17 protein-coding genes and 2 pseudogenes are annotated in these 15,321 nt (G+C 60.1%); 11 read left to right on the top strand and 8 right to left on the bottom strand.

Annotation, left to right across the window (positions count from 1 at the left end):
• Positions 1 to 37: 37 nt before the first annotated feature.
• On the bottom strand, positions 38 to 1,813 hold the full coding sequence (gene aspS / locus BHD08_RS06785; RefSeq protein WP_015276357.1) for an aspartate--tRNA ligase: 1,776 nt from the start codon (positions 1,811 to 1,813) through the stop codon (positions 38 to 40).
• Between the two features lie 345 nt (positions 1,814 to 2,158).
• Between aspS and BHD08_RS06780 the strand changes: the two genes are divergently transcribed.
• The 3 genes and pseudogenes from BHD08_RS06780 to BHD08_RS23055 form a co-directional block, all read left to right on the top strand.
• A complete protein-coding gene (locus BHD08_RS06780; protein WP_125021258.1) occupies positions 2,159 to 2,629 on the top strand; it encodes a Dps family protein in 471 nt (156 codons plus the stop codon).
• A gap of 264 nt (positions 2,630 to 2,893) precedes the next feature.
• Positions 2,894 to 3,208 (top strand): annotated as a pseudogene (locus BHD08_RS23330) (cold shock domain-containing protein membrane protein); the annotation flags it as partial.
• 81 nt (positions 3,209 to 3,289) lie between these two features.
• Positions 3,290 to 3,508: pseudogene (locus BHD08_RS23055) on the top strand (cold-shock protein); the annotation flags it as partial.
• Between the two features lie 48 nt (positions 3,509 to 3,556).
• Here BHD08_RS23055 and BHD08_RS06770 read toward each other — a convergent pair.
• Positions 3,557 to 3,763: a SlyX family protein gene (locus BHD08_RS06770; protein ID WP_125021257.1), complete on the bottom strand. Its 207-nt coding sequence runs from the start codon at positions 3,761 to 3,763 to the stop codon at positions 3,557 to 3,559.
• Positions 3,764 to 3,765: 2 nt separating this feature from the next.
• Positions 3,766 to 4,188 (bottom strand): HIT domain-containing protein, encoded by a 423-nt coding sequence (locus BHD08_RS06765; RefSeq protein ID WP_125021256.1) that lies wholly within the window; start codon positions 4,186 to 4,188, stop codon positions 3,766 to 3,768.
• A 429-nt stretch (positions 4,189 to 4,617) separates the two neighbouring features.
• Here BHD08_RS06765 and BHD08_RS06760 point away from each other — a divergent pair, with 429 nt between their 5' ends.
• The 4 genes from BHD08_RS06760 (at position 4,618) to BHD08_RS06745 (ending at position 9,270) form a co-directional block, all read left to right on the top strand.
• Positions 4,618 to 5,874: an OprD family porin gene (locus BHD08_RS06760; protein ID WP_125021255.1), complete on the top strand. Its 1,257-nt coding sequence runs from the start codon at positions 4,618 to 4,620 to the stop codon at positions 5,872 to 5,874.
• 160 nt (positions 5,875 to 6,034) lie between these two features.
• A complete protein-coding gene (locus BHD08_RS06755; RefSeq protein WP_125021254.1) occupies positions 6,035 to 7,750 on the top strand; it encodes a proline--tRNA ligase in 1,716 nt (571 codons plus the stop codon).
• A gap of 9 nt (positions 7,751 to 7,759) precedes the next feature.
• Positions 7,760 to 8,692 carry a hypothetical protein gene (locus BHD08_RS06750; RefSeq protein ID WP_125021253.1) on the top strand — a complete coding sequence of 311 codons (933 nt, stop codon included), beginning with the start codon at positions 7,760 to 7,762 and terminating at the stop codon, positions 8,690 to 8,692.
• A gap of 5 nt (positions 8,693 to 8,697) precedes the next feature.
• Positions 8,698 to 9,270 (top strand): lytic transglycosylase domain-containing protein, encoded by a 573-nt coding sequence (locus BHD08_RS06745; RefSeq protein ID WP_015276349.1) that lies wholly within the window; start codon positions 8,698 to 8,700, stop codon positions 9,268 to 9,270.
• Between the two features lie 10 nt (positions 9,271 to 9,280).
• Here the strand turns inward: BHD08_RS06745 and BHD08_RS06740 are convergent, their stop codons facing one another.
• Positions 9,281 to 9,739, bottom strand: a complete 459-nt coding sequence (locus tag BHD08_RS06740) for a TlpA disulfide reductase family protein (protein WP_015276348.1) — start codon at positions 9,737 to 9,739, stop codon at positions 9,281 to 9,283.
• A 221-nt stretch (positions 9,740 to 9,960) separates the two neighbouring features.
• Here BHD08_RS06740 and BHD08_RS06735 point away from each other — a divergent pair, with 221 nt between their 5' ends.
• A complete protein-coding gene (locus BHD08_RS06735) occupies positions 9,961 to 10,353 on the top strand; it encodes a hypothetical protein (protein WP_125021252.1) in 393 nt (130 codons plus the stop codon).
• A 2-nt stretch (positions 10,354 to 10,355) separates the two neighbouring features.
• Here BHD08_RS06735 and BHD08_RS06730 read toward each other — a convergent pair whose 3' ends face one another.
• Together BHD08_RS06730 and BHD08_RS06725 are read right to left on the bottom strand one after the other, a co-directional pair.
• Positions 10,356 to 10,553 carry a hypothetical protein gene (locus BHD08_RS06730; protein WP_015276346.1) on the bottom strand — a complete coding sequence of 66 codons (198 nt, stop codon included), beginning with the start codon at positions 10,551 to 10,553 and terminating at the stop codon, positions 10,356 to 10,358.
• 139 nt (positions 10,554 to 10,692) lie between these two features.
• Complete coding sequence (locus BHD08_RS06725) at positions 10,693 to 11,925, bottom strand: YihY family inner membrane protein (protein WP_125021251.1); 1,233 nt, start codon at positions 11,923 to 11,925, stop codon at positions 10,693 to 10,695.
• A 160-nt stretch (positions 11,926 to 12,085) separates the two neighbouring features.
• Between BHD08_RS06725 and arsC the strand changes: the two genes are divergently transcribed.
• From arsC to BHD08_RS06710, 3 genes are read left to right on the top strand one after another with little or no spacing between them, the layout of a single operon-like run.
• Complete coding sequence (arsC, locus tag BHD08_RS06720) at positions 12,086 to 12,439, top strand: arsenate reductase (glutaredoxin) (RefSeq protein WP_041756940.1); 354 nt, start codon at positions 12,086 to 12,088, stop codon at positions 12,437 to 12,439.
• On the top strand, positions 12,436 to 13,041 hold the full coding sequence (gene wrbA / locus BHD08_RS06715) for an NAD(P)H:quinone oxidoreductase (RefSeq protein ID WP_125021250.1): 606 nt from the start codon (positions 12,436 to 12,438) through the stop codon (positions 13,039 to 13,041). Before arsC ends, wrbA begins: the two co-directional genes overlap by 4 nt.
• Positions 13,034 to 13,444: a DUF2069 domain-containing protein gene (locus tag BHD08_RS06710; RefSeq protein ID WP_125021249.1), complete on the top strand. Its 411-nt coding sequence runs from the start codon at positions 13,034 to 13,036 to the stop codon at positions 13,442 to 13,444. The genes wrbA and BHD08_RS06710 overlap by 8 nt, the downstream gene beginning before the upstream one ends.
• Before the next feature lie 50 nt (positions 13,445 to 13,494).
• On the opposite strand, the gene hda is transcribed toward BHD08_RS06710, so the two are convergent.
• Together hda and BHD08_RS06700 are read right to left on the bottom strand one after the other, a co-directional pair.
• A complete protein-coding gene (hda, locus tag BHD08_RS06705; RefSeq protein WP_125021248.1) occupies positions 13,495 to 14,199 on the bottom strand; it encodes a DnaA regulatory inactivator Hda in 705 nt (234 codons plus the stop codon).
• A complete protein-coding gene (locus tag BHD08_RS06700; protein WP_015276340.1) occupies positions 14,196 to 15,293 on the bottom strand; it encodes an AI-2E family transporter in 1,098 nt (365 codons plus the stop codon). The genes hda and BHD08_RS06700 overlap by 4 nt, the downstream gene beginning before the upstream one ends.
• Positions 15,294 to 15,321 lie beyond the last annotated feature (28 nt).

Below are 15,321 nucleotides of genomic sequence, written 5' to 3'. Positions count from 1 at the left end.
ACGAAGAAGCCTGGCAGAGCCAGGCTTCGGGTAGCGCTTATTCCGCCTTCGGCTGCTCGCGCAGACGGATATGCAGATCGCGTAGCGCCTTGTTGTCCACCGCACCCGGTGCCTGGGTCATCACGTCCGCAGCACTCTGGGTTTTCGGGAAGGCGATCACTTCACGAATGGACTGCGCACCGGTCATCAGCATCACCAGGCGATCGAGACCGAAGGCCAGACCACCGTGAGGCGGCGCGCCAAATTTCAGCGCATCGAGGAGGAAGCCGAACTTCTCTTCCTGCTCGGCTTCATCGATGCCAAGAATGCGGAACACGGTCTGCTGCATTTCCTTGCGATGAATACGGATCGAACCGCCACCCAGTTCGGTACCATTGAGGACCATGTCGTAGGCACGCGACAGAGCGGCAGCCGGGTTGGCCTCCAGCTCCTGCGGCGTGCACTTCGGCGCGGTAAACGGGTGGTGCAGCGCGCTCAGCGAGCCGTCATCGTTCTCCTCGAACATCGGGAAGTCGACCACCCACAGCGGCGCCCAGTCACAGGTCAGCAGCTTGAGGTCGTGACCGATCTTGATACGCAGCGCGCCCAGCGCTTCGGAGACGATCTTCGCCTTGTCGGCACCGAAGAAGACGATGTCGCCATCGACCGCACCCACACGATCGAGGATCACGTTGAGATTGTCTTCCGGGATGAACTTGACGATCGGCGACTGCAGACCTTCGACACCCTTGGCGCGCTCGTTGACCTTGATGTAGGCCAGGCCCTTAGCGCCATAGATGCCGACGAACTTGGTGTAGTCGTCGATCTGGCTGCGCGGCATGCTCGCCGCACCCGGAACGCGCAGGGCAGCGACGCGCCCCTTCGGATCATTGGCCGGCCCGGAGAACACCTTGAACTCGACGGCGTTGAGCTGATCGGCCACATCCACCAATTCAAGCGGAATGCGCAGGTCGGGCTTGTCCGAGCCGTAACGACGCATGGCCTCTTCGAACGGCATGTGCGGGAACTCACCAAACTCCAGATCCAGCACTTCCTTGAACAGCTTACGGATCATGCCTTCGGTGATATCGATGATGTCCGCTTCGTCGAGGAAGCTGGTCTCGATGTCGATCTGGGTGAACTCGGGCTGGCGATCAGCGCGCAGGTCTTCGTCGCGGAAGCACTTGGCGATCTGGTAGTAGCGGTCGAAACCGGCAACCATCAGCAGCTGCTTGAACAGCTGCGGCGACTGCGGCAGAGCGAAGAAGTTACCAGCATGGGTACGGCTGGGTACCAGATAGTCACGGGCGCCTTCGGGCGTCGGGCGGCCCAGGATCGGGGTTTCCACATCCAGGAAACCATTTTCATCCAGGTAGCGGCGAATGCTGGCGGTGATACGCGAACGCAGCTTGAGCTTCTCGGCCATTTCCGGACGACGCAGGTCGATGAAGCGATAGCGCAGCCGCGTCTCTTCGCCAACATCGCTGTACTCGTTGAGCGGGAACGGCGGCGTCTCCGCATCGTTGAGCACGTCCAGCTCGTAACCGAGGACTTCGATGGCACCAGAAGCGATGTTCGGGTTCACCGCACCAGCCGGGCGCAGGCGCACCTTGCCGGTGATCTTCACCACATACTCGCTACGCACCTTGTCCGCAGTGGCGAAGGTTTCCGCGCGATCGGGATCGAAGACCACCTGAGCCAGGCCCTCACGATCACGCACGTCGAGGAAGATCACCCCGCCATGGTCACGACGGCGATGTACCCAGCCGCAAAGAGTGATTTCCTGGCCGTCCAGGCTTTCGTTCAGTTGGCCGCAATAGTGGCTGCGCATCATGGTGGAGTTCGCTTCTCGTATCTTGAATTCGATGGGGCGCTAGAGCCGCGACAGGCTGACAGCCCCGTTGCTGCTCTGAGCAAGCGGCGCTTGCCGCAAGCGTTACCGCAGATGACACCAGGCGCTGCGGCTTGCGCAGAGGCCGCCGGGCATAAGCGCGAGATTATATCTACATAATTACCTCGGCGCAGCCGTTGCCCCGGGGATTCGAATTCTTGCGGACGGAACCCCTCATCCATCCAGGCCTTCCAAAACCACGAGTGTTGAGCCAGAGGCGCATCGCTTCACAAAGCCATGCAGTTTTCTGGCATAACTAATAACTGAACCATCCATCAGGAGAAAAACATGGAAATCAACATTGGCATCGCTGAACAGGACCGGGCAGCCATCGCCGAGGGCCTGTCTCGCCTGCTCGCCGACACCTATACCTTGTACTTGAAGACCCACAACTTCCACTGGAACGTTACCGGGCCGATGTTCAACACGCTGCATACCATGTTCGAAACCCAGTACACCGAACTCGCCCTCGCGGTGGACGATATTGCCGAACGCATCCGGACCCTGGGCTTCCCGGCACCGGGCACTTACGCAGCCTATGCGCGCCTGAGCTCAATCAAGGAAGAAGAAGGCGTCCCTTCGACTGAAGAGATGATCAAACTGCTGGTAGAAGGCCAGGAGGCGGTCGTACGCACCGCTCGCGGCATCTTCCCGCTGCTGGACAAGGTCAATGACGAACCAACCGCAGACCTGCTGACCCAGCGCATGCAAAGCCATGAAAAGACCGCCTGGATGCTGCGCAGCCTGCTGTCCGCCTAAGCTGCCCCCTGGAAGGGGCGCCGTTACGCGCCCCGCCCAGCCTTGCGACCAATAAAGCACCGCCACGCTCTATTCCATAGAACTCAGCCAGAGCAGCGGAACACACATTTGAGCACCCTCCTTCTTTACTGTTAAATACGCCGCGCTGCAGCCCGGACCCGCGCGGTTTTTCGAACAGTGTTCAGCCCTGCCCGACTAACGTTTTCACGAGCTCCCGGCCTTGCGGCTTCTTCTGTCGTGTTATCAACCGTGAGTCATACAAGAATGCTTAAGATCGTCCATGTTTTGGCGGGTGTCATTGCCCTGTTACTGTCCTTTGTTCCCAGCCTGCGCGGCGCCATGCCTCTGCTTCTGCAGCCTGAAGCCCTCTGCTTACTGATGCTTGGTCTGCTGAACGTGCAATTTGCGCCATCCGCTCAACTGATAGACGCCCGGACCCGCCCCACACTGATCGCAGCGTCCGTACTGCTGCTGATCTCCATCGCACTGCAATCCTTTATCGTCCTCGTATCGCTCCCCGAGATCGCAGGACAGCCCGCTACGCTGGCCAGCCTGCTGCTTGCCTTCATTGCAGTACTGCTGCACCTGGCCACGCCTCAAGCACAGCGCGCGCAGCCCAAACCGGCCCGCAAGCCCGCTGGCACGAGCGCACCGTCAGCGGCAGGTCGCGAGGCTGGCACCGTCAAGTGGTTCAACACTTCCAAGGGTTTCGGTTTTATCTCGCGAGACAGCGGAGATGACGTGTTTGTGCATTTCCGTGCGATTCGCGGAGAGGGGCACCGCGTCCTGGTCGAAGGGCAACGGGTGGAGTTCAGCATCATGATGCGCGACAAAGGCCTTCAGGCAGAGGACGTCGTCCCGGTTGAATCGGATCGATAAGCGCTCAATGGCGGGGAGCGTCAGCCCACCTCCCCACCACATCAATCTTCAATAGTGCGGTGGCGGGGCTTCATCCTCGCCAGCGTCCAGCGGCACCTGCATCTCCTCCTGACGCTTCGCCAACGCGCGCAGCTGCAGCTGCATCCGTTGCATGGCCCGCTGCTGCTCGACGAGCACATCATTCAGCGCCTGGATCGTATCGTCCTGAAATGCCAGGCGCGTCTCCAGATCCGTAACACGCGACTCCAGATCCATCGTCATTCTCCAAATCGGAAGTGATCGGTCAGCACCAGCTTGAGCTTGTTCCTGATCGCAGCAACCTGTTCGGCGCTGTATGGCTGTGCCGGATGCTTACCCCAGACCGGTCCCGGCCAAGCGGGATCATCGCGGCGCCTTGCAATGACGTGAACGTGCAGCTGGCTGACCACATTACCAAGAGTGGCAACGTTCATCTTGTCCGCCCCAAAAGTGTCTTTCACCGTCTCGGCCAGCGACGTAGCCTCTTGCCACAGTGCTTGTTGATCCGCAGTGTCAAGCTGGAACAACTCACTAACCTCTTCACGACGCGGCACCAAGATGAACCACGGATACTGCGCATCGTTCATCAACAACAACCGGCAGAGCGGGAAGTCACCAAGCAGCAACGTATCCTGCTCCAGACGCGAATCGAGTACGAACATATAACTCCCCTGCGAACCGAAAATGAAAGTGCGTACTGCTGCACTGGGATCGAAAAAGGATACTCCATGCACACCGCACAACAAGCTCTACGGCGCACAGCAACGGTGCCTGGCTGCAGTGACACCGCGCGTTCCTGGTGCATATTCGAAGGAAAAGCGGCGGCGAGGCAACGAATGAGCGCAGAGCGAATTTGAGTACGCTTTTTGCTAGCAGAGTGCACGGGAACCTGAAAGAGGCTTGAAGCACCGCAAAGAAACACACATTGCTTGCTCTAGCGCACCACTAGAGCTAAACAGTAAAGTCTCTGGATGGCTTTATTCGCGACAGCGGCCATGACTGGCAAAGCCCGATGCAGGACTAAAAAGTTGCACCCTTTCCGCGCAACCGCGGAAGGTAAGCACCGTTTTTAAACCAAAGGAGCAATCACAATGAAAGTGATGAAGTGGAGCGTAATCGCCCTAGCCGTAGCGGCGGGCACCTCCCAGATGGCGCTGGCCAGCCAGCAATCGGAGTCCAAGGGTTTCGTCGAGGACGCGAGCCTCGATCTGTTGCTGCGCAACACGTACTTCAATCGCGACTACAAAGACGGGCGAGGCGACGCACGCAGCTGGGGCCAAGGCTTCATCACCACGTTCGAGTCCGGCTTCACCCAAGGCACCATCGGTGTAGGTGTTGATGCCTACGGCATCCTTGGCGTTCGCCTCGATGGCGGTCGCGGCCACACCTATGGCGCGATGTTCGAGCGCGACTCCAATGGCGACCCGGAGCGCGACCTCTCGCAGGCCGGCGCAGCCATCAAGGCACAGTTCTCCAACACAGTGATCAAGTACGGCAACCAGTTCCCGTCCATGCCAGTTCTGGCATATGACGATTCGCGCCTGCTGCCTGAGTCATTCACCGGCACACTGATCACCAGTAACGAGATCGAAGGCTTGGAGCTGAATGCTGGCCGCTTCACTGCGGACAGCGCGATGCAAACCTCTAGCCGCGACTCGCTTAACTACCTAGACCGGACTCTCAAGAGCATTGACGTCATAGGTGGCACCTATGCAATCAATGACAACCTGAGCGCCTCCCTGTATTACGCAGACAACGAAGATGTCGCCAAGAAGAAGTACGCCAATATCAACTACGTCATGCCTTTCGCTGACGCTCAGTCTTTGGCTTTCGACTTCAACATTTACGACAATAAATACGACAAGCAAGCCTTCGACGAGACTCAAGACACCACGATCTGGAGCCTTGCAGCCAAGTATTCTGTCGGCTCACACGCTTTCATCCTCGCCCACCAGCGCGTGACTGGCGACGGCAACTACGAATACGACATCGGCGACGGCGGCGGCTCGATCTGGGTAGCCAACTCGTACTACTCCGACTTCAACTCCAAGGATGAGCGCTCCTGGCAGGCCAGCTATGAGCTGGACTTCAGTGGCTATGGTGTTCCCGGCCTGTTCTGGAAAACCGCCTATGTATACGGCGACAACGTAGACACCGGCACCGGCGAAGGTAAGGAGCGTGAGTTCTTCAACCAGGTCCAGTACGTCGTACAGAGCGGCCCGGCCAAGGATCTCTCCCTGAAGCTGCGCAACTCGATCTACCGCTCCAACAGCGACATGCGCAACTATTACAGCCAAGACCTGAACGAGATCCGCGCATTCGTCGAATACCCGCTGAGCATCCTGTAACCCAGGTGCACAGTTGATTCGATGCAAAACTGAGCCCGGCGAAAGCCGGGCTCTTCGTTTCTACGCCCAGCCCAGCGGCCATGTCGATCCTATACGCAGCACCACGCGCGCCGTACAATGCCGAGCTAAATTTCAGCCTCTGCAAGGACATAACGGCCACATGCGCACCAGTCAGTTCCTGCTCTCGACCCTCAAAGAAACCCCATCCGATGCAGTGGTTATCAGCCATCAACTGATGCTGCGCGCCGGAATGATCCGCAAGCTGGCCTCGGGACTGTACACCTGGATGCCGATGGGACTGCGTGCACTGCGCAAGGCCGAGGCCATCGTTCGCGAGGAGATGAACAAAGCTGGTGCCCTGGAAGTGCTGATGCCCGCTATCCAGCCGGCTGAGCTTTGGCAGGAATCCGGTCGTTGGGAACAGTACGGCCCGGAGCTGCTGCGACTGAAGGATCGCCATAACCGCGAGTTCTGCGTCGGCCCAACCCATGAAGAGGTCATTACCGACCTGGCACGCAATGAGCTCCACAGCTACAAGCAGCTGCCGATCAACTTCTACCAGATCCAGACCAAATTCCGCGACGAGATACGCCCGCGTTTCGGTCTGATGCGTGGCCGCGAATTCCTGATGAAGGACGCCTACTCCTTCCATCTGACTCAGGAGTCGCTGCAGGACACCTACGACCGCATGCATCAGGCGTACTGCAACGTGTTCACTCGCCTCGGCCTCGACTTCCGTCCCGTGCAGGCGGACACCGGCTCCATTGGCGGAACCGGCTCCCATGAGTTTCACGTATTGGCAGAGTCTGGTGAGGATGATATCGCCTTCAGCGACACCTCCGACTACGCCGCCAATATCGAGAAGGCCGAAGCCATTCCGCGCGAAACCGAACGTGGAGCGGCCAGCGAAGAGCTGCGTCTGGTCGACACACCTAACGCCAAGACAATCATCGAGCTGGTTGAACAGTTTGACCTGGCAATCGAGAAGACCGTTAAGACGCTGGTCGTCCATGGCATCGAAAAAGGCCAACTAATCGCCCTGATCGTGCGCGGCGACCATGAGCTCAATGAAATCAAGGCTGCGAACCTCGAGCAGGTTGCCAGCCCACTTGTATTCGCCACCGAAGCAGAAATCCGCGCAGCCATCGGTGCCGGCCCCGGCTCGCTAGGCCCGCTGAGTCTGCCGATCCCATGCGTGATTGATCGCTCTGTCGCACTGATGAGCGATTTCGGCGCCGGCGCCAATATCGACGACAAACACTACTTTGGCCTGAACTGGGAGCGCGACCTGCCGCTGCCGCAGATCGCCGACCTGCGCAACGTCGTCGCTGGCGATCCGAGCCCGGATGGTCAGGGCAAACTGGTCATCAAGCGCGGCATCGAAGTCGGACACATCTTCCAGCTCGGCACGAAATACAGCGAAGCCATGAACTGCCAGGTGATGGGCGAGAACGGCAAGCCGGCCACTCTGATCATGGGCTGCTACGGCATCGGCGTATCCCGTGTGGTAGCCGCTGCGATCGAGCAGAACTACGATGATCGCGGCATCCTCTGGCCGGACGCACTCGCCCCCTTCCAGATCGCCCTGGTGCCGATGAAGTACGAGAACGAGGTGGTGAAAGAGGCGACTGACAAGCTATACGCCGAACTCATCGCGGCCGGCTACGAAGTGCTGCTCGACGACCGTGACAAAAAGACCAGTCCCGGCGTCAAATTCGCCGACATGGAGCTGATCGGCATTCCGCATCGGATCGTAATCAGCGATCGCGGGTTGGCTGACGGCACCCTGGAATACAAACACCGCCGTGACGCCCAACCTCAGCCGGTCGCGGCAGCTGAAATCCTGTCTTTCATCAACTCGCGTGCTAATCGCTGATCGGAAACCATGTTCAACCGACGTGTTGTCGTTTCAACCAGCGTCGCCATTGGTGCGGCGCTGCTCCTTGGTGGCTGCGCTAACCACTTGCCGCAACGCAGCGAGCATGAGGCGCGCACCGAGCGCAAGCTGCTCGACCATAGCCTGCGCATCGAGCTTGGTGAGCCTCAGGTACTGGAGCTGCCGCAACGGCGCATCCGTGTGCAGGAGCAGAAGACCTTCGAAGTCACTGACTTCGAGGTCACGCGTCGTTACGATCGCTACACACCCTACCAACCTTGGCGCGAGCTGTACGAAATCCCTATGGGTATCGTCGCAGTAGTCGCCGGCGTAGGCGCCAACGTGCTCAACGTAGTGATGCTCGGCAACGTTCCAGAACGCGCCACCCGCGGCTGGATCAGCTACGGGTTCGCCGGCATCAACCCGTTCATGAACGTCGAGTCGAATGGGCGCTCGCAACAGAACCTGGCCAGCCTCAATGAGCAGCGCCGGGATGCGCGACTCGAATACACCAGCCTGCCTTGGGCCGAGCGGCCGGTGACAGTCATTGCCGGGCCGGACACCCATGAACTGTCCACCGATCGCCACGGCGTTCTGCGCCTCAATCTGCTGGATGGCCCTTTCGCCGATCAGGATGTTGCGCAGATCGGCAAGCTGCAGTTGTCGGTCGAAGATAGCCAGGACGGCACGCGAGCAGATGCGACCCTGCTGGTCAGCCACAAGCTGCGCGGCAAGTTGCAGGAAGCGCACGACCTGATTTTCAACGATCTCGAGGGCGACGATGTAGCGCAATGGGTGCACCGCGTTCGACGCCTGTCTGAATTGGGTCTGGAAGAGGAAGCGAGCGAGCTTGAGCAGAGCCTGATCGAGCTGACACGCAACGACCCCGAGCTGCAGCAAGAGTTTCTGCAGAGCCTGATCGAAGGCAGCAGCGGGAACTGAGACCAATGAAGACGTCCGCTCTTCTGCTCGCCCTGCTGCTTGCGTGCGCCCTGCCGGCAACCGCCAACATCCGCCAGGCTCCAGAGCCGGAGCTGCGCGATCTCATGCAACGGACCGTGGCCGAGGCGGACAGCTTTCAGGATCGCTTCGATGCGGAAGTCTGGCTGGTAGACATGTCCGGGCGGCTCAAGCGCTACGTGCCGGATGCCGAGGAAAGGCTGTCGATTCTCCGGCTGGTGCATCGCGAGGCAAGCAAGGCGGGCCTGAAGCCTGAACTGGTGCTGGCGTTGATCCATGCCGAAAGCCTCTTCGACCGCTTCGCCATTTCCAGTGTCGGAGCCCAAGGCATGATGCAGGTCATGCCTTTCTGGAAAGCCGAACTAGGACGACCTCAGGATAACCTTACCGACAACGCCACCAATCTTCGCTATGGCTGCACCATCCTCAGTTATTACCTGAAGAAGGAAAACGGCGACATCAATCGAGCGCTGGCGCGCTATAACGGAAGCCTGGGCAAGAACCGCTACCCCGCCAAGGTGATCGGATTCTGGCAGGACTTCTGGTACGTCAAACCATGACGCGCCCGCGCTACTCGCCTCTCAATCTCTCCAGATGCGCGAGTATCCCGGCAGCGCTTTGCTCGCCGATCAGACGCTCTCGAACAGCGCCTTTATCGTCGACAAGGTAGGTCACTGGCAGCACTTCGCTGCGTGACAATTTCAGCCGCTCGGCGGGGTCGTCGCTGAGCACGCGAAAGCGAATCCCCAGCGCCTCGGCAGCTTCTGCAAGTTCCTCACCACGCAGCTCATCGAAGTTGACCCCGAGCACCTCCAGATTGTGCTCAGACATAGCCAAGGTATTAAGTTCTGGTATCTCGGTACGACAGGGCCCGCACCATTCGGCCCAGTAATTGATCAACAACCACTTGCCCTGCAAATGCGCAGCGGTGATCTCCTGCCCGTGCTGATCGACGCCCCAATCCTTTTCGCAGGCGGACAGCAACAGGCAGGCAAGCAGAAGCAAGGATGTGACAAAAGGCTTGGTCATAAGAGGCTCTCTTGCGTAGGCACCCGGAGGATACAGCGTCCATGCCGCCAGAGGCAGTCAGGCGGACCGTTACCTGACACCAAAGCTGGTGGCGCCAAGTAACCGTCGCGTTTTTGCCGTTCTGCGATTCCGGTCACGCACCCCGACGCTCAAGTGCACAGTTTTGCCCGACTGGCACTGCCTATAATTCCGCACCTTCACCGTCTGCCAGTAGCGAAACCATGTCCCAACTTCACGACAAACTGATCGGAACAGTTCCCTCGCGGATCGTCGAAAAAGCCGCCATCGCCCTAACCACATACGACGGCCGCGTCGCCGAATTCAACGTTGCGAGCTGGTTGCAGCTGCAAGGGCACGCAGGGCTGGCGGTGTCGCTTGTCGCCAAGTATCGCGACGGCCAGCAACAGCGAGAAGCGGCCGTTGATCACGGGCGAACCGATGGCGCGGGAAAGATACTGCTATCAGGCGTTGCGCGACTGCCGGTTCGTCACAAGATCGAGGACCTGCAGATGCATCTGCGGCCGGCGGCAGCGGTTGCAGCGGTTACGGTCGAAGAGCTGTTCGTCCATCCCGTCGAGCCTGTCGCCGCTGAAATGAAAGCCGTACAGGCCTGATATCAACCGTTGACCTTTTGGGCCTCGATCAGTGGAGCTCCTGACACATCGCGTGCAGGGCTCAGCTGCGTGCGAGACCGATCCACGAGCGACTCGGGCCACTGCGTAAAGCGCAGACCGGTCAGGCGGTTCAATGCTTCGAGCGCTGCGTCTGGCGCTCGCTGATGCATATATAGAATTGTGCTGCGCTTGCCGTTCATCACGCGCTCCTCTCAGCCACCGAAGTAATAGCCAAAACCGTGCCACTACGCTAACGGACGTCGACGCGCCTGATATCCGTGCCTTTGCGAGCCCTCAGTGGAAGCAGCGGTTGAGAACGACTCTCGCGCAATCACTCCCTTACTGACGTTTTTTGTCACCACCGGCTTGCAGCCAGTCCGCGAGACTGCCACCGAACAGATTGCCCTGTTCCTGCTGCAGCAGTTCGAGCGATCGGCGTAGCGTTGGGTACCAGGGCTCGTCGAGTTGCTCGGGTAACTCGACCCGCGCCGACAAAGGCCAGGGATTGCACCGCAGCAGCTGGTCCAGGCTGTAATGGCTCAAGTCACGGCAGAGCACCCAGCCTCCCGATCCGGTGCGGCAGACCAGCTGCTCCTGTTCGAAGAACCCAAGTATTTCGTCCCACTCATCTTCCGGCAGGCGTAGGCCAGCTTTGTGCAAATCGCGCAGATGCATCTCACGTCCGTCCTGCTGGCGCTGATGTAGATTGCGCAGGAGCATCAGCATTACCAACAAACGTGGCAGTGGCCGCCGACGCCATTGCTGAGATGAAGATAGGCCGCATACGAGCTCCGCACCGAAGAGCACGATCATCCAGGACAGGTAGACCCACAGCAGGAACAACGGAACGGCAGCGAAGGCCCCGTAGATCAGCTGATAACTGGGGAAATAACTGACATACACACCGAACAGCTGCTTCGCGGCCTCGAACAGCACGGCAGTGAAAACCCCGCCGACAATGGCATGCTGCAGCGGAACGCGGGTATTGGGCACAGCAGCATAGATCAGGGTGAAAGCCGCCACGCTGAGCAGCAAAGGCATCACCTTTATCAGCGTGCCGACACCGATCAGTGCGTAAGGCCCTGAAATCAACGAGAGCGAAGCGATGTAGGTGCTGGTAGCAAACCCGGCGCCCAGCAGCAGCGGCCCCAGACTGAGAATTGCCCAGTACAGCAGAAAGCTCGACACCCCCCTGCGCGGCTGACGAACGCGCCAGATAGTGTTGAATGCCTTCTCGATGGTCAGCAGCATCATCAACGCGGTGGCCATGAGAAAGCCGACACCGAACCAGGTGAGCTGCCGCGCCTGGCTGGTAAAGGCCAGCAGATATTCCTGAATCGTCGCACCGGTAGACGGAATGAAATTGTTGAAGATGTAGAACTGGATCTGCTCGCCGACCCCCTTGAACGCGGGAATCGCCGACAGCATGGCGAAGGTGACGGTCATCATCGGCACCACGGCGAACAGCGTGGTGTAGGTCAAGGCCGCTGCGCTGTGAGGCCCTTGGTCCGCCAGGAAACGCCTGACGAGAAAGCGGCCGAACTCAAGCATGTTGTCGATGCGCTGATGCATCCCCTCTCCTTTCAGCACTGCCTTTGGCCACTGGCTCGACAGCTTTAACGATCTAAGAACCCGGACCGGGCGCAGGCACGAATCACCGGAGCAGCTCATTTCGGCCAGTGCCCCGATGAGGGTTAGAATGGCCACCTCATCCGGCGAGACGCAACTACAAATGACCGAACTTACCCTCTACCACAATCCCCGCTGCTCGAAATCACGCGGAGCGCTGGAACTGCTCGAAGCCCGCGGCCTGTCGCCTGAAATCGTGCGCTATCTGGAAACGCCGCCAAGCGCCGCTGAACTCTGCGCCCTGCTGGATAAGCTGGGGCTCACCGCCAGGCAATTGCTGCGCACCGGTGAAGAAGAGTACAAGAGCCTCAACCTGGCCAACCCCGAGCTCAGCGAAGCCGAGCTTATCGACGCCATGATCGAACACCCACGCTTGATCGAACGCCCGATCCTGATCGCCGGGAACAAGGCGATCATCGGCCGACCACCGGAGAAAGTGCTGGAGATCCTACCGTGAGCACGCCCTATATCCTTGTGCTGTATTACAGCCGCCACGGCGCCACAGCGGAAATGGCCCGGCAGATCGCCCGCGGCGTGGAGATGGCAGGGCTGGAAGCGCGTCTGCGCACGGTCCCGCCCGTTTCCGCCGAATGCGAAGCGGTTGCGCCGTCCATTCCGGACTCCGGTGCTCTGTATGCGACCCTCGAAGACCTGAAGAATTGCGCCGGCCTCGCACTTGGCAGCCCGACTCGCTTCGGCAACATGGCGGCGCCAATGAAATACTTTCTCGACGGCACCAGCAGCCTGTGGCTGACCGGCGAGTTGGTCGGCAAGCCAGCCGGCGTGTTCACTTCGACCTCCAGCCTGCACGGCGGCCAAGAAAGCACCCTGCTGTCGATGCTGCTGCCGCTGTTGCATCACGGCATGCTGGTACTCGGCCTGCCCTATAGCGAGAACGCACTGCTGGAAACCCATGGCGGCGGTACGCCGTACGGTCCCAGCCATCATGCCGGCGCCGACGGCAAGCGCTTGCTGGACGAACATGAAATCGCTCTGTGTCGCGCCCTTGGGCAGCGCCTGGCGCGCACCGCACAGCAGCTGGAGACATCTCGTGGCTAAGAAACGTAAACCGCTGCCATCCCTGGACTGGCTAACCCCCCGGGTAAAAGCCAGCCGTGCGATCAGCCTGGCCAGCTTCTTCGGCCTTGCGGCGCTGTTGACCGTGTGGAACCTCGTATTCGCCGATCTGCACGGCGCGCGGACCTGGGTTGTGGTCAGCATCCAGCTCATCCCACTGCTGCTGGTCGCCCCCGGCATGGTCACCGGCAGTCCGCGCGCGCACGCCTGGCTCTGCTTTATCGTCAACCTGTATTTCATCCAGGGCGTGCTGGCAGCTATCGACCCGGCACGGATGATCTACGGCTTGCTGGAAGCAGCGATCAGCATGACGCTGTTCGTTGCGGCGCTGTTGTATACCCGCTGGAGTTACCAATACGAGCGCAAGGCGATGGGCGAAGCCTGAGAACGCACTCGATGGGAGCGCGCAGCGGCGCTTCCATCGCAACCGGCCGACTACCAGCCGAGCGTTTCCTTGAGAAAGGGAATGGTCAGCTTGCGCTGTGCCTGCAGCGACGCCTGATCCAACTGGTCGAGCAGTTCAAACAGAGCATTCATGCTGCGCGAGCCGCGGGTCAGGATGAAGCGGCCTACGTCATCCGGCAGGTTCAGTCCCCGACGTGAAGCACGCAGTTGCAGAGCTCGCAATTTGTCCTCGTCGGACAGCTGCTGCAGCAGGAACACCAGAGCCAGACTCAGGCGCGACTTGAGGTCAGGCAACTTCACTGGCAGCTCCCTCGGCGAACCGTTCGCAGCCAGCAGCAACCGCCTACCGGCGTCACGCAGCCGGTTGAACAGATGGAACAGCGCCTCCTCCCAAACCGCATCTCCCGCTACCGCATCGAGATCGTCCAGGCAGACCAGTTCGCATTGCTCGAGATTGTCCAGCAGGGCCGGACCGTACTCGACCACTTCGGCCAAAGGCAGATAAACGGCCTGCTCGCCGCGCTCCTCCACCCGCAGGCAGGCCGCCTGCAGCAAGTGGCTGCGGCCAACACCCGCCTGCCCCCAGAGATAGATCAGCTCATCGGACCAGCCGGCGGCCGGCGAGCATAGCCGTTCCACATAGCCGAGCGCCGCGGCATTGGCGCCCGGATAGAAGTTGGCGAAGGTGGCGTCGTCGCGCAGGCGGACGCCAAGGGGAAGCTGGATGGGTTTCATGGCTGGCTGGGTGGTTCGGCCGGTGCACCGGCGGGCTCGGCGTAAAGGTCCGAGAGTTTATAGAGATCGTGAACATGGCGCAGCAGAACCATGATCACGGCCGCCACCGGAAGCGCCAGCAGAACGCCGGTAAAACCGAACAGCTGCCCGCCGGCGAGCACCGCAAAAATCACCGCGACCGGGTGCAGTCCGATTCGATCGCCCACCAGCAGCGGAGTCAGCAGCATGCCTTCGAGCATCTGCCCGACGGTAAATACTGCCGCCACGCCCAGCAGTGGATAAGGCGCCAGACCGAACTGGAACAGCACAGCCACTACGGCCGCGCCGATCCCGACGACGAAGCCCATGTAGGGCACGATGCTGGCAAGCCCGGCGAGCACGCCGATCAGCAGTCCCAGCTCAAGCCCTACCAGCATAAGACCGGAGGCATAGATGATGGCCAGCGCCAGCATCACCAGCAGCTGACCACGCAGAAATGCGCCGATCACCTCGTGGCATTCACTCATCAGCCGCACCACCATGCCCTCACGCTTGCGCGGCAGCAGGCTACGCAGCTTGAGCATGATCAGATCCCAGTCGCGCAGCAGATAGAAACTGACCACTGGAATGAGCAACAGATTACCGATCCAGGCCAGCAGTGCCAGGCTGGACGCCGTGGCTCGACTCAGGATTATGCCGAGCACATCGGTAGTACTGCCCAGATGGGCGGAGAAAGCGGCCTTGAGCTGGTCGAGGCGCCAGAAGTTTTCCTCCAGACCAAACTGCAGCTGCACCCACGGCAAGGCTTGGTGCTGCAACCAGTCCAGGGTCAGCGGCGCCAGTTGATAGAGCCTCACCAGCTGCTTGCCCAGCATGGGCAGCAGGACCAGCAGCATCAGCAACATCAGCAGACTGAACAGAGCGAATACGGCAATCACCCCCCAGGTCCGGGACAGCCCCCAGCGCTCCAGACGATCGACCAGCGGGTCGCCCAGATAGGCGAGCAGAATGCCGATCAGAAACGGCGTAAGGATTGGCGTAAGCAGGTAGACCAGCCAGGCGCATAGCAGCAGGCCCGCCAGCCCCAGCCAACGGTTCGAATCATTCATAGTCATTAATGCCTTCCCTGCAGGACGATCACAA

This window comes from Pseudomonas sp. SCT (genome assembly GCF_003864275.1).
GTDB lineage: Bacteria > Pseudomonadota > Gammaproteobacteria > Pseudomonadales > Pseudomonadaceae > Stutzerimonas > Stutzerimonas stutzeri_AE.
Note: the sequence above shows the minus strand (reverse complement) of the source record. Positions and strands in the feature narration are given on the sequence as shown.